Annotated in this window: 11 protein-coding genes; 7 read left to right on the top strand and 4 right to left on the bottom strand. The window is 66.9% G+C overall.

Annotation, left to right across the window (positions count from 1 at the left end; all coding sequences use genetic code 11):
* The first annotated feature begins 6 nt into the window (after positions 1-6).
* Positions 7-1,245, top strand: coding sequence for a phosphoglycerate kinase (locus CHINAEXTREME_RS03220; protein ID WP_007141025.1), 1,239 nt, complete (start codon positions 7-9; stop codon positions 1,243-1,245).
* Between the two features lie 82 nt (positions 1,246-1,327).
* Complete coding sequence (locus CHINAEXTREME_RS03215) at positions 1,328-2,275, top strand: aminopeptidase (protein WP_007141024.1); 948 nt, start codon at positions 1,328-1,330, stop codon at positions 2,273-2,275.
* Positions 2,276-2,355: 80 nt separating this feature from the next.
* Here CHINAEXTREME_RS03215 and CHINAEXTREME_RS03210 read toward each other — a convergent pair whose 3' ends face one another.
* Positions 2,356-3,015: a helix-turn-helix domain-containing protein gene (locus CHINAEXTREME_RS03210; RefSeq protein ID WP_007141023.1), complete on the bottom strand. Its 660-nt coding sequence runs from the start codon at positions 3,013-3,015 to the stop codon at positions 2,356-2,358.
* A gap of 89 nt (positions 3,016-3,104) precedes the next feature.
* On the opposite strand from CHINAEXTREME_RS03210, the gene CHINAEXTREME_RS03205 reads away from it, so the two are divergent.
* Entirely contained in the window at positions 3,105-3,833 is a 729-nt protein-coding gene (locus CHINAEXTREME_RS03205; RefSeq protein ID WP_007141022.1) for an NAD-dependent epimerase/dehydratase family protein, read from the top strand.
* Positions 3,834-3,836: 3 nt separating this feature from the next.
* Here CHINAEXTREME_RS03205 and CHINAEXTREME_RS03200 read toward each other — a convergent pair whose 3' ends face one another.
* Positions 3,837-4,934, bottom strand: coding sequence for an IS630 family transposase (locus CHINAEXTREME_RS03200; protein WP_029601817.1), 1,098 nt, complete (start codon positions 4,932-4,934; stop codon positions 3,837-3,839).
* Here CHINAEXTREME_RS03200 and CHINAEXTREME_RS22125 point away from each other — a divergent pair.
* The 4 genes from CHINAEXTREME_RS22125 (at position 4,899) to CHINAEXTREME_RS03185 (ending at position 7,685) form a co-directional block, all read left to right on the top strand.
* Positions 4,899-5,258: an NAD-dependent epimerase/dehydratase family protein gene (locus tag CHINAEXTREME_RS22125; RefSeq protein ID WP_049918406.1), complete on the top strand. Its 360-nt coding sequence runs from the start codon at positions 4,899-4,901 to the stop codon at positions 5,256-5,258. The genes CHINAEXTREME_RS03200 and CHINAEXTREME_RS22125 overlap by 36 nt on opposite strands.
* A 128-nt stretch (positions 5,259-5,386) precedes the next feature.
* Positions 5,387-6,055, top strand: a complete 669-nt coding sequence (locus CHINAEXTREME_RS03195) for an HVO_0476 family zinc finger protein (protein ID WP_007141020.1) — start codon at positions 5,387-5,389, stop codon at positions 6,053-6,055.
* 160 nt (positions 6,056-6,215) lie between these two features.
* Positions 6,216-6,881, top strand: coding sequence for a protein-L-isoaspartate(D-aspartate) O-methyltransferase (locus tag CHINAEXTREME_RS03190; RefSeq protein ID WP_007141019.1), 666 nt, complete (start codon positions 6,216-6,218; stop codon positions 6,879-6,881).
* 54 nt (positions 6,882-6,935) lie between these two features.
* On the top strand, positions 6,936-7,685 hold the full coding sequence (locus CHINAEXTREME_RS03185) for a protein-L-isoaspartate O-methyltransferase family protein (RefSeq protein WP_007141018.1): 750 nt from the start codon (positions 6,936-6,938) through the stop codon (positions 7,683-7,685).
* Positions 7,686-7,965: 280 nt separating this feature from the next.
* On the opposite strand, the gene CHINAEXTREME_RS03180 is transcribed toward CHINAEXTREME_RS03185, so the two are convergent.
* Complete coding sequence (locus tag CHINAEXTREME_RS03180) at positions 7,966-10,311, bottom strand: bacterio-opsin activator domain-containing protein (protein ID WP_007141017.1); 2,346 nt, start codon at positions 10,309-10,311, stop codon at positions 7,966-7,968.
* A gap of 206 nt (positions 10,312-10,517) precedes the next feature.
* Complete coding sequence (locus CHINAEXTREME_RS03175) at positions 10,518-12,968, bottom strand: methyl-accepting chemotaxis protein (protein WP_007141016.1); 2,451 nt, start codon at positions 12,966-12,968, stop codon at positions 10,518-10,520.
* Between the last annotated feature and the right edge of the window lie 217 nt (positions 12,969-13,185).

The raw sequence follows: 13,185 nt of genomic DNA, 5'->3' as shown, positions 1-13,185 counted from the left end.
GCAGTCATGACTACGACCACGCCCACACCTACATCCGCCTTCCGGACCATCGACGACCTCGAATCGGGACAGCAACTGCTCGTCCGCCTCGACCTCAACGCCCCGGTCGAAGACGGCGAAGTCCAGGACAACCGTCGGTTCGCCCGCCACGCCGAGACCGTCGCGGAACTGCTCGCCGACGACCACGCCGTCGCCCTGCTCGCCCACCAGGGACGGCCGGGCCGCGATACGTTCGTCTCGCTCGAGGGGCACGCGGACATCCTCGCTGACCACCTCGGCGGGGCAGTCGCGTTCGTCGACGACACGTTCGGCGAGGACGCCCTCGAAGCGATCGACGACCTCGAGTCCGGCGAGGTGTTGCTCCTCGAGAACACCCGGATGTGTGACGAGGAACTACCCGAGGAAGACCCGGACGTGAAGGCCGACACCGAGTTCGTCCGGACGCTGGCCCCCGAGTTCGACGCCTACGTCAACGACGCCTACTCGGCGGCCCACCGTTCCCACGCTTCGCTGGTCGGCTTCCCGCGGGTGATGGACGCCTACGCGGGCCGCGTGATGGAGGCGGAGTACACCGCGAACTCGGCGATCCAGGAGCGGGAGTTCGACGGGCCGGTGACGATGGTGCTCGGCGGCACGAAGGCCGAGGACCTCATCCCGGTCATCGAGGAGGTCGACGACACCGTCGACCGGTTCTGTCTGGGCGGGATCGTCGGGGAACTCTTCCTGCGTGCGGACGGCTACGACGTCGGCTACGACGTCGAGGGCACCGAGTTCTTCGACCACCAGTGGGACGACCACCAGGAGACGATCGAGCGCGTCCTCGAGGAGTACGGCGATCGGCTCCACCTCGCGAGCGACCTCGCCTACGATGCGGACGGCGAGCGCGCCGAGCACGCCGTCCAGGAGATCGAGAAGGAGACGCCGTACCTGGACGTCGGGAGCGAGACCGCAGACGAGTACGCCGACCTCGTCGCCGAGTCGGAGGCCGTCTTCGTCAAGGGCGCGCTCGGCGTCTTCGAGGACGAGCGGTTCGCCGACGGGACCGTCGAGGTCCTCTCTGCGATCGCCGACACCGACTGCTTCTCGGTGATCGGCGGCGGCGACACCTCGCGAGCGATCCCGATGTACGACCTCGAGGAGGAGGACTTCTCCCACGTCTCGGTCGCCGGCGGGGCCTACGTCCGTGCGCTCACGGGCCAGGGGCTGGTCGGGGTCGAGGTCCTCGAGGCCGCCGCCGACTCCTAACGGGCTCGCGACCGCCGCCGACCGAGGGTCGGCCGGACGGGAGAAGGCAAGACCTATCGGCGCTACGGCCGGACGTAGGAACATGTCCGAACTCCGAACTGCCGCGGAGACTGCCGTTCATCAGTGCCTCGAACTCGAGGCCGAGGAATCCTGTGTCGTCGTCACCGACGACGAGCGAGAGCCGATCGGCGAGGCGCTCTACGAGGTCGCACGCGAGATTACCGACGACGCGACGATCGTCCGCTATCCGCCGGGCGAGCAACACGGGGCCGAACCGCCGGCACCCGTCGCTGCCGCGCTCAGCGGGGCCGACGCCTTCCTCGCGCCGACCACGAAGAGCCTGAGCCACACCCGTGCCCGGTCCGACGCGACCGCCGAGGGGGCCCGCGGCTCGACGCTGCCCGGGATCACCGAGGAGGTGTTCGTCACGGGCCTCGACGCCGACTACGATCGCATCGCCGCGGAGTGTGAACGCACCCTCGAGCGCGTCGCCGACGCCGACGAGATCCGCGTGACGACCGACCTCGGCACCGATATCACCTTCGCGGTCGGCGATCGCGAGTGGTACGACGACACCGGCGACGTGAGCGAATCGGGCTCGTTCTCGAACCTCCCCGCTGGGGAGGTGTTCATCAGCCCCGAATCGGCCGACGGCACCTACGTCGTCGACGGGACGATGCGCCCACACGGGCTGCTCGAGGACGGCCATCGACTCGAGTTCGAGGTCGATGACGGCCTCGTCACGGAGATCTCGGACGACGAGATCCGCTCGCAGGTCGAGGCGGCCTCCGAGGAGGTCGGTGACGCGGCGTACAACCTCGCCGAACTCGGGATCGGGACGAACGTCGGCGTCACTGACCTCGTCGGGTCGGTCCTGCTCGACGAGAAGGCGGCGGGGACGGTTCACATCGCTATCGGCGACAACGCGAGTATCGGCGGCGAGACCGAAGCGCCGATTCACCTCGACGGCATTCTCCGGGGCCCGACCGTCTACGCCGACGGCGAGGAGATCGAACTGCCCGAGGCGTAAGGTCGACCCCTTCGAGCGTCTACCGACGCTTGCCGGAACGCCGCGGTCGAGGGTGTCCCGGTACCCCCACCGTCTCGCAGTCAGGACCGTAACACGGACCGGAGGAGCTTCGACTCGGCTTTCTGGAGGTGTTCGGCGGCCGTACTGGGCGCACAGTCGAGCGCTCGAGCCACGTCCTCGTGATCCGCTTCGCGCGGTATCTCGTAGTAGCCGAGTTCGAACGCCGCCTCGATCGCCTCGCGTTGCCGGTCGCTCAGCGTGGAGTCGAGTTCCCCCGGTACGCCCGCGAGGCCGCCGATCTCCTCGACGACCACCTCGATCGAGTCGGGGATCCGGTCGATGATACCCGTTATCTCCGCGGAAGGGCCGAAAACGGAGTACGACACGGTCCCGTCGGCCCGATACTCGACCGGGGGGATCGCGACGACCGGGCTCCGCTCGAGCAGGTCGAGCAGTTCGCGAACCGGTTCGTTCGTCGTGTCCCGGATGTAGACGTAGAAGTCGTCCCCGCCGCCGACCGTGAGGTCGTAGTCGATGACCTCCGGAACGCGTTCGACGTCCGACCGGAACTCGGTCGCGTCGCCCTCGACGTAGTGCATGATCCCGAGTTCGTCCCCCGAGTAGTTCCAGTGCATCGCCGTCGCCCGTTCGACGTACGGGGCGTTTACGAGGAGATCGTACATCGGATGGATCTCCGCCTCCCGTCCCCCGGCGTCGAGCGTGAGGCGCACCCGCTTCATACGGACGACCCATTCGGGCCGCTGAGTTAAATGTCCGATACTGCTGCCGCAGTAACGACTCCCGTGTGGGGCGCGACTAGACGACCGAGATGCGCGTATTCGTTACCGGTGCGACCGGCGTCCTCGGGACCCGCCTCGTCGAGCGACTCGCCGACCGTGGTCACGACGTCTACGGCCTCGTCCGCGACGACGAGGGAGCCGATCGGGTCGAGTCGCGTGGCGGGATCCCGCGTCGTGGTGATGTCCTGGACCGCCGTTCGCTCGAACGGGCGGTCCCGAACGTCGAGGTGCTCGTTCACGCGGCTACGTCGATTCCGACGGCTACCAGGCCGAGCGAGGCCGACTGGGAACGCAACGATCGGGTCCGGGTCGACGGCATCCGAAACCTCGTCGGAGTCGCCGGGGAGGGCGTCGACCGCGTCCTCTTCCCGAGCGTCGTCTGGGTCGCTCGCCAACCGGACGGCTCGCCGTTCGACGAGTCGGCGAAGCGAAGCCCGGATCGGACGACTCGGTCGGCGGCGGCCGTCGAGGACTTCCTTCGGGAGCGTCGGTCGGCGTTCGGGTTCGAGGCCGCGATCCTGCGCTGTGGCTTCTTCTACGCACCCGACTCCGCCCACACGCGTCAGTTCGGGCGGTCGGTTCTCGCGGGACGGCTCCCGATCCTCGGTCGTGGGTTGCTCGGGCGGGAAGACGCGAGGCTGTCGTTCCTGCACGCCGAGGACGCGGCCCATGCCTTCGCTGAGGCGATCGAGACCGAAGTCGGCGGCCTCTACCACGTCGTCGACGATCGCCCGACGACGTTCGGCGAGTTCCTCTAGTACTCAAGATAACTTTTGCAAGTCGAGGAACTGCTTGATCCAGTTGCCAGCGAAGCTCACACGAGCAGTCAATCTCTCGAAGACAGTACTGACGAGAGCGCGGAACTCTTCCGCGCTCTCGACGATTAGCGGAGATATTTCCCACTTCAAACTCTTCCAGACCGATTCGATTGGGTTGAGGTCTGGCGATCCAACCGGCAAGAATACGAGATCGATACCGAGTTGGGACGCTCGCTTACGCGTGTATTCGCACGTGTGCGAGAAGAGATTGTCCAAGACGAGCAGAATCCGCTTGCCGGGATTCTGCTCGCGTATCCTTTCGAGACAGTCGCAGATTCGTTCTTTCGTCTGATCTTCCGGGAATGAGACGATGCTCTCGCCGTTGAGTGCATAGAAGCCGACCGCTGGTTCATCGATTCGAACCAGCGGTCGCTCAATGTGCGGGTTATCGACGTACCACATCCGACGCGAATTATCCCACGGTTGGGGATGTGAGGCGTCGAAGAACCCAACGACAGTACCCCCATCTGTACAAATATCGTCGTCAAGTTCCCAGCCACCGTCTTCGTCGGCTTCCTGTTTGTTGTGTGGCTGGTTGTCGTCCTCGGCGAGCGCCTCATCAAGGCGCTCGTCGAGGATCTCTTCAGCATCGTCAGGCCGTGATGGGCGCTTTGTTCGTGGGATTGAGTACGAAAGCCCTAGTTCACGGAGGAACGTACTCAGATAATCTGGATGGTACTCAACGTCGAATTCCTCGTTGAGGAGATGCTGTATCTCTTGTTGTTTCCACGGTTGGCCCTCACGCAGGAGTTCGAGAAGTTCTTCTTGTTCATCTTCGCCGAGCTTCGGGGGACGTCCGTCCCCGAAGTTCGGCGTCAGTTGACCGAGTCCGCCCTCATTCCAGCGCTGTGCCCACCGGCTTCCGGTTGATTCAGATTTCCCCACCCGGTTTGCTGCCTCCTCAAGCGTATCTCCTTCATAGAGATTCTTCACGAAGGTAAGGCGGCGGACGACCTTCGGATCGTCCGCCTCGGTCAGAAGTCGATCAAGATCCTCATCGGAAAGATGTCGAACAACGTCCTTTCGACGATCGCTGCTCACTGTTCATCAACCATCTCACTCCAGCCCCAAAACTTCTCTCACGTACTAACGGAACTCGCCGACGAACTCGGCGCGCCGCCGCCGCGCCGCCTCCCGGCCTGGCTGGCGCGTCCGGTTCTCGGCGGAGAAACGACCGCCTTGCTGACGGAGCCGATGCCGACGACGAACGACCGGTTCCGCGACGCCACCGGGTGGGAGCCGGCGTACCCCACGTACCGGGACGGGTTGCGACAGGTCGTCGAGCGCTGGGCCGAGGACGGCACGCTACGGGAAACGCCGGAGGGCTACAGGTGGAACGAGGGCCGAACGGCGGCGACCGCGTAGTCGGCCGGGGCCACGCGTCGTCGCCCGTGCGTCTCCTACCGGCTCCAGTCGTCCCCGCCGCCTGAGCGCCGACCGCCTGCCGGGCCAGGTCCAATCGCCTTTTAGGTACGTGGCCGCTACGAGGTGTTATGAGCGATTCATCGGAGCTGCCGGATCGGGTGCCGACGCCCTGTCCCTCCTGTTCGCCGGACCTCGAGACAGTCCACGAGGTCCTCACCGCGACCGAGGGGGGCGGGACCGTCACCGTCCGCTGCAGCGAGTGCGATCACGTCCACAAGGTACAGCCCGAACGACCGTCCGAAGTGACTCTCGACGTCGTCGTCTCCCAGGAAGGCGAGTCCTTCACGGCGAACGTCACGACGCCCGAAGAGGAGACCGTCGAGGTCGGCGACGAGTTCATCCTCGAGACCGAGGAGGTCCTCTCGACGGTGCGGGTGACCAGCGTCGAACTCGAGGGCCACAAGCGCGTCGAGGAGGCCCCGGCCGAGGAGATCGAGACCGTCTGGACCCGTGAAGTCGACAACGTCGCGGTCAACGTGACGATCCACCCCCAGGACGGCTCGAGGGACGACAGTCGCTCGATCACGGTCCGTGTGCCGGGTGACTACGAGTTCGAGGTCGGCGAGGTCGAGAGTTTCGGCGACGACGAGTTCGAGATCGACGCGTTCGTCGTCCGCGGCGACGCCTCGGGCTACGACCGGGACCGTTACGAGATCGAGGGCGATACGGTACTCGCGAAAGACGCCAAGCGCGTCTACGCCTACGACGAACAGACCAGCGCCTGGTCGGCCTGGTAACTGAACCGAACCGAACCGAACCGAGCCCAGCGTCGGTTTTCCGTTCGATTCGGCTTCACTCGTTTTCCCCGCCGGTCGGCGTTCGTCAGTACCTGCTCGAGTACGGTTTGCAAGCAGTCGCGTCCCATAGGCTATTGCCCACCGCCGCGTACGTTCGGCCATGTTCGATCGTTTCGGTTCCGACGACGGGGGCGTCGACGACGGCGAGTACGAGGCCGCCCGCCAGCGGATGGTCCGGACCGTCGCCTCCCGGGTCGACGACGATCGAGTCCTCGAGGCCCTCGAGGCCGTACCCCGCCACGAGTTCGTCCCGCCCGACCGCCGCGACGGCGCCTACCGGGACCGGCCGCTGCCGATCGGGGACGACCAGACGATCAGCGCCCCGCACATGGTCGCGATCATGGCCGATAAACTCGACCTCGAGCGGGGGGACGAGGTCCTCGAGATCGGCACCGGCTGTGGCTACCACGCGGCCGTCACCGCGGAACTCGTCGGCGCGGAAAACGTCTACAGCGTCGAGTACGGCGAGAACCTGGCCGAGCAGGCCCGCGAGCGACTCGAGCGCACCGGCTACGGCGAGGTCTCGGTCCGGACGGGCGACGGCCGGAACGGCTGGCCCGAGTACGCCCCCTACGACGCCGCCTACTTCACCTGTGCGACCCCGGAGCTGCCGGACCCGGTCGTCGACCAGGTCCGTCCCGGCGGTCGGCTGCTCGCGCCCGTCGGCACCGGTTTCCAGACGCTCGTGAAAGCGACCAAACGGCCCGACGGGAGCCTCGAGCGGACGGAACACGGCGGCGTCCGCTTCGTCCGGATGCGGGGGTGACCTATCCGAGCAAGCGCGCCATTGATTACGTCTCGACGGGTAGCCCGACTAGACATGGACCCCGCGGTACTGCGAGAGGACATGGTCGACGGCCTCGAGTCGCCGGCCAAGGGTGTCCTCGCGGACGAGGACGTCGCCGTCGCCATGCGTGACGTCCCGCGCCACGAGTTCGTCGACGACGAGCGGACGGCCTACGCCGACCGCGAACACGAGATCCTCGGGACGCGGGTCCTCCCGCCCAGCATCGTTGCTCGCCTCTTCGAGGCGCTGGCGATCGAGGACGACGACAGCGTCCTGATCGTCGGGGCCGGCGTCGGCTACACGGCCGCCGTCGCCGCCGAACTCGTCGACGAGACGGACGTCCACGCCGTCGACATCGCGCGCCCGCTTGTCGCCGAGGCCCGGACTAACCTCGAACGCGCGGGCTACGGCGGTGTCCTCGTCGATCGCCGTGACGGCGCTGAGGGGCTCCCTGAGTACGCCCCGTTCGACCGAATCCTCGTCGAGGCGGCGGCTGTCGACGCGCCGCGGGCGCTGCTCGAGCAACTCGCCCCGGACGGCCGGCTCGTCTTTCCGCGGGGGTCCCGACGCCAGCGGCTCGTTTCGATCTCCCCGAATGGAGTGGACCGGGAGTTCGGCGTCGTCTCCTTCGATCCGCTACTCGTGGATGGGGAACAGTCCGGCGCGGTCGAACGCAACCGGATGGCCCGTGAGGACCGCGAACGCGCGCGCCGCCGCGCGGCGTCTCGCACCGGCTGGGAGCAGGAGTGGATCGAGTGGGACGACCGCGTCGAGTCGAACTGATACGGTCTGCTGTACCGATTCCCTGGCCGGACCGCAGGCGTTCGCGGTCCGGCCGGCAATGACGTCCAGGAAAGCGTATGCTGCCGGTCGGCGTTCGGGACCTGTTCTCACCGATACGCGACACTGGTAGGGTTACGTCGCGGAACGAAAATGGGGGTGGGGATTGGGGGATTGGGGGTGGCGACAGCGTATCGCAGATCGCCACCTAAACGTATGGAACGACGGGGTTTAAATATGATCTCTAACTGTTTAGTAGTCCGTTCTGACTGGTACTAATTATTTAGAGTCCATCGAACGCGAGCGCGGCAAGCTTCCGTTCCGCAGCCCGCAGGTGGTAGTGGTAGGTCGGCGCCGAGACGTCAAGCGCTGCCGCGAGGTCTTCGCCCGTACTCTCTCGGGGCCACTCGAAGAAGCCGCCGTAATGAGCGGCCTGCAGGGCCTCGAGTTGCTTGGCGGTGAGCCGCTCCTCCAGATGGGTGTCGAGCTGGCGGGCCGAGGGAACGGCGTTGGTCTCCCGGCGGGCGCTCAGCTCCGTCTCTGGGTACTCCGTGCGGATCGCCTCCACAAGTTCGCGCGCATCGACACGTTGTGGCACCTCGAGGACGACCGTCGACGTGCCGTCGTCGCCGGTCATCGTCCGCACACGGACGTCGTAGCGCCGGACGACGTCGAGAAACGGCGTCGGCTCGGTCGTCACCTCGAGCAGCCGCTCGTCGTCGCCGGCCGAGACCGTCGTGATCGACTCGACCGAGGCGGACTCGTCCTCGAGGGCGTCGACGTCGGCGTCCTCGGGGACGCTGACGAAACCCACGGCCTCGTCCTCGCTTCGGTCGACGATCCCCTCGAGGGTCGCTCGGCCGACCCGCGCCGACAGCCGGTTGAACAGCAGCCGCTCGTCGCGACACTCGAGTTCGAGTTCGAGACGGCCGTCGTCGAGCATCGCCCGCGTTCGCTCGACCGAGCGGATCGCGTGGCCGATCGTCTCGCCCAGTTCGGACAACACTGCCCGTTCGCGGTCGCCGATCGAGTCGACGCCGCCGACGTGGACGACCAGGGCCCCGTGATGGCGTTCCTCCCCGACGAGGGGCACGGCGAGCACCGTCTGGAAGCCGTGGGTGAGCGCCTCCTTCCGGCGTCGGTCCCAGCCGTCGGCCTCGAGGACGTTTCCGACGACGCTGACGCGCTCGTGCTCGAGGGCCTCGCGAACCAACTCGCGCTCGGGCGCGCGCTCGCCGTCGTCCCGGAGCCGGTCCACGTAGGTCGCGTCGACGCCCGCCCACGCGGTCGGTTCGGGCGGGTCGTCGGTGGTCGCGATCCAGGCGAAACGGTAGCGGTCCGTGTCGGCGAGCCGTTCGCAGACCGTCGTCTCGATCTCCTCGCGGGTCGAGGCGCGGGCGATCCCGTGGTTGATCTCGCGGACGATCTCGTTAGTGTGGTTGAGCCGGGTCAGCTCCTCGTTCTGTCTGGTGAGCGTCCGGTCGCGCTCGCGGAGCAGTTCCTCGCGTTCGGCCCGGTCCAGGGCGGCCTCGGCGTTCGCCGACAGCACGTGCAACAGTTCCGTCATCGTCCCGTCGAACCCGTCCTCGCGGTCGGTACCGGCGACCAGGACGCCGTGGGTTCCCAGGGGGACGATCAACTCGCTGCGGCCGGGGGCCGTCGGCGCGGGCGTCGCGTCCGCTTCCGTTCCGACGGTGATCGCGTCCGCGGGCCCTCTCCCCTCGAGGGTCGCGCTCTCCCCTTCGGAGAAGGCGTCCCAGATCGCCCCCTCACCGCGTTCGAAGCGGTCGACGGGGCGGTCGGCCGTCGGCTCGAGCGTCGTATCGGTGCCCCGTTCCTCACTTTGTGGGCGTTCCGCGTCCACGCCCGAGTTCGCCGTCGACTCGCGTCCGCCTCCGGGTTCCGGTCCGGATCCGGGTCCGGGTCCGGGACCACGGCCCGAATGAGATCCGGTGCCGGCAGCGGCCCCGACATCGGCACCCGCAGGCGCTCCCGTTCCTGCACCGCCCGCCGGACACTCCCCAGTCGACGCCACTAACTCGAGCGCCCCGTCGGTCGGCTCGAAGGCGTACGCCGCGACGGTCGCGGCCTCGAGGACGTCGCGGGCGGTGTCGACGGCCGTCCGGTAGATCTCCGCCTTGCTCTCGGCGCGCATCAACTCCCGTGTCGTCTCGTGGAGGGTGGTCACCGTCCGCTGGTACCGCCGCTCGTTCGCCCGGAGTTCGTTCTCGGTCCGGTACTGTTCGACGGCGTTGACCACCTCGTTCGCCAGCACGGCGTACTGCTCGCTGCCCGTCTCTTTCCTGAGGTACTGGCTCACGCCCGCGTCGATCGCCTCGCTCGCGACCGCTTCCGATCCCTTGCCGGTAAAGAGGATGAACGGGAGATCGGGGTCGTCCTCACGGACGCGCTCGAGCAACTCGAGGCCGGTCGTTCCGGGCATCTCGTAATCGCTGACGATACAGTCGACCGGCGGGTCGCCGGGGGCGTCGAGTCGCTCGAGTGCTTCGTCCGGGCTCGTGGCCGGTTCCGCGTCGATCGCCTCGCGTTCGCGCTCGAGCATCTCACAGGCCAGTTCCGCGAAGCCGGGTTCGTTGTCGACGACGAGGACGGTGATGCGGTCGGTCATGGGTCTGCGTGTTCCGACGGATCGCGGTCGTCGGCGTGGGGACCGACGGCGCCCACAGTCATCGGCGGACGGCGATCCGGAATCAGCTACCGTGAGATATCCGTTCGATCGGAAATACGTTGTTATTAGGAACGGTCGGAGCAGTCGTCAGTTCGTGCGTCGACTCGAGGGGTTCGACTCCGCGTCCGACGGACTACTGTGAACCGTTATTGGTCGCTGAGCGCCACGAGGTCGGTCGCCTCTCCGTCGCCGTCGTCTTCCTCTCCGTCGCTTGCGTCCGTTCCCGCACGGGGATCGTCCGTCTCGGAGGTCTCGAACCGACCGACCAGCGTCTGCAGTTCGTCCGCGCGGCCGGACAGCGACTCGGCGTTCTCGGTGATCCCCTGGATCGCGCTCGTCTGTTCCTCCGCCGCGGCGGAGACGTTCGTCGCCTCGTCGGCGGTCCGTTCGCTGACCGCCGTCACGTCGTCGACCATGGAGGCGACCTCCTGTGTCGACGTCGCCTGGTCGTCCGTCGCCTCGTTGATCGACTGGACGCTCGCGTTCGCGTCTTCGACGGCGTCGACGATCCGCTCGAGGGTGTCGACGGTCTCGTCGATCGTCGTCCGCCCGTCCTCGATCCCCGCCTGCATCTCGAAGACGTCGTCCGCGACCGACTCCGTCGATTCCTCGACCGTCTCGACGAGTCGTTCGACCTCCTGGGTCGCCTCGGCGGTCTCCTCGGCCAGCGACTTGACTTCGTCGGCGACGACGGCGAAGCCGTCGCCCTCGCTCCCCGCGGCCGCGGCCTCGATCGAGGCGTTGAGCGCCAGCAGGTTCGTCTCCGCGGCGATGTCGTCGATCAGGTCGACGATTTCGCCGATCCGTTCGACCTCGTCCCGGAGCGACTCGACCTTCTCGACCGTGTCCGTGGCTTTCTTCTCGATCCCGTCCATCGTCTCGACGGTCTCCCCGGCGGCTTCCTGGCCGTCCTGGCCCCACTCGGCGGCCTGTGCGACCTGGTCGGCGACGGCGTCCGACGAGGAGGCGATCTCCTCGACCGTCGCCGAGAGGTCGCACATCTCGGTCGCCGCGGTGGCGAGTTGCTCGCTCTGTCTGTCCGCGCCGACCGAAATCTCCTCGATGCTCTCCGCGACCTCGGTGCTCGAGGCCTCGATCTCCTCGGTCGAGGCTGTCACCTCGTCGCTCTGTTCGTCGATCCGTGCGGCCACGCGCTGGATGCGGACGACCAGTTGTTCGACGTCGGTCAGCATGCCGTTCAGCGCCCGTCCGATGTCGGTCATCGCCCCGCTTCGGCTCTCGGTGTCGAGCCGTCGGGTCAGGTCGCCGTCCGCCGCCGCCTCGATCGCCTCGCTGTACTCCTGGGCCTTCTCCTCCAGGTGCCGGCTGAGTTCCTCGGCTTCGGCTTTGGCCTGCTGGGCGTCGGCCTGGGCCCGTTCAGCCTCGGCCTTCGCCTCCTGGGCCCGCTCCCGTTCCCGCTCGGCTTCCCGGGCCTGCTGTTCGACGTCTTCCAGTTGCTCCCGCATGGTGTCCCGGATTCGGGCGAACAGCGAGGCCAACTGTCCGAACTCGTCGACCCGGGACTCGTCGATCGACACCTCGAGGTTGCCCTCCTCGATCTCCTCGGCGTAGCCGGTCATCTCCTCGAGAGAGTCGTTGATATCCCGGCTGATGACGGCTCCGACGACGACGAAGCCTCCGACGGAGAGTCCGATCAACAGCAGCAGGCTCCGGGTGACGTCACCGACGGTGTCGAAAACGGTTCCATAGGGGGCGACGACGGTTACGGCCCACGGCTTCTCGTCGACCGGGACGGTGGCGACGACTGCGCGGTCGTCATCGATGTCGTAGCCCGACGCCGTGTTACCGTTCCCATCCTCGAGTTCGACCGCGTCGACACGGGACTCGACGCCCCCGTTCTCGAGGTGCTCGAGGTCGTCGAGCAACCGGTACTGCTCGAGGATCGCGTCGGCGTCCCCGCCGAGGGCAACCTGGCCCGTCTCCGTCGAGACGACTTCGATGAGACCGCCCTCGACGGGCGCCGTCAGCAAGTCACCGCGCTCCGTGAGGTCGACGGTGACGACGATCACGTGGCTCGACTCGCCGGCGACGGGACTGGCAAAGCCCATCCGAACCCCGTCGTCCGTCTCGTAGGGCTCGAACGAGCGGACCGCGTGGGTGCCGGCGAACGCGTCGGGACCGACCGCCCACGGCCGGTCGGACTCGGCCACCCGCTGGCCCTCCCGGTTGGCGTGGGTACTGACCGCGATCGCGTCCGCCTCGAGGTCGTAGTAGTGTATCGAGTGAACGTCGTCGGGGAGCATCTCGAGGTTCCCCAGTAACTCGTCGCGGATCGCGCCCTCGTTGTCGCCGTCCAATCGGTCGACTGTCCCCGAGATCCGGGCCGCGTCGTCGTTGCGGGCGCCGAGGAACTCGTCGATCCCCTCGGCCTCCCGATCGGCAGCGTTCAGCATCGTCTCTTCGGCGTCGCTCTCGACGCTCGCCTGGATCTCTGCGAACGTGACGTAACTGGCACCGAGCAGTACGACCGTCAGTACGAGAATCGCCGCACCGATCTTGAAGAGGTATCGCCCCCGGAGCGCGTCGTACACGCCCCGGACCGACACCCCGTCGCTCCCGTCGTCTCGACGTTCCATAAATCCGGAATATCAGATGAATTCATTAAGTCTGATGGCCTTCTTGACTGTGTCTCTGTAGCAATAATATTTGCTCTTACATTGGTGGATGATATGTGATGACACGGAACTGCGACAGCACCGACTGTCGAAAATTGAGGGTTGTACCGGGGACGATCCGTCGGTGGTCACCTCGAGGCCACTACCGTCTCGAGTCGACCGAACGGAGCCGTCGCTC

Origin of the sequence: Halobiforma lacisalsi AJ5 (assembly GCF_000226975.2) — an archaeon.
In the GTDB taxonomy this organism is placed as follows: Archaea; Halobacteriota; Halobacteria; order Halobacteriales; family Natrialbaceae; genus Natronobacterium; species Natronobacterium lacisalsi.
The sequence above is the reverse complement of the archived record's forward strand: the minus strand, read 5'-3'. Positions and strand labels throughout refer to the sequence as shown.

Bases quoted from the DNA above. Each gene is read 5' to 3' on its own strand.
- CHINAEXTREME_RS03220 (WP_007141025.1), top strand. From the start codon at position 7: ATGACTACGACCACGCCCACACCTACATCCGCCTTCCGGACCATCGAC.
- CHINAEXTREME_RS03215 (WP_007141024.1), top strand. From the start codon at position 1,328: ATGTCCGAACTCCGAACTGCCGCGGAGACTGCCGTTCATCAGTGCCTC.
- CHINAEXTREME_RS03210 (WP_007141023.1), bottom strand. From the start codon at position 3,015: ATGAAGCGGGTGCGCCTCACGCTCGACGCCGGGGGACGGGAGGCGGAG.
- CHINAEXTREME_RS03205 (WP_007141022.1), top strand. From the start codon at position 3,105: ATGCGCGTATTCGTTACCGGTGCGACCGGCGTCCTCGGGACCCGCCTC.
- CHINAEXTREME_RS22125 (WP_049918406.1), top strand. From the start codon at position 4,899: ATGTCGAACAACGTCCTTTCGACGATCGCTGCTCACTGTTCATCAACC.
- CHINAEXTREME_RS03195 (WP_007141020.1), top strand. From the start codon at position 5,387: ATGAGCGATTCATCGGAGCTGCCGGATCGGGTGCCGACGCCCTGTCCC.
- CHINAEXTREME_RS03190 (WP_007141019.1), top strand. From the start codon at position 6,216: ATGTTCGATCGTTTCGGTTCCGACGACGGGGGCGTCGACGACGGCGAG.
- CHINAEXTREME_RS03185 (WP_007141018.1), top strand. From the start codon at position 6,936: ATGGACCCCGCGGTACTGCGAGAGGACATGGTCGACGGCCTCGAGTCG.
- CHINAEXTREME_RS03180 (WP_007141017.1), bottom strand. From the start codon at position 10,311: ATGACCGACCGCATCACCGTCCTCGTCGTCGACAACGAACCCGGCTTC.
- CHINAEXTREME_RS03175 (WP_007141016.1), bottom strand. From the start codon at position 12,968: ATGGAACGTCGAGACGACGGGAGCGACGGGGTGTCGGTCCGGGGCGTG.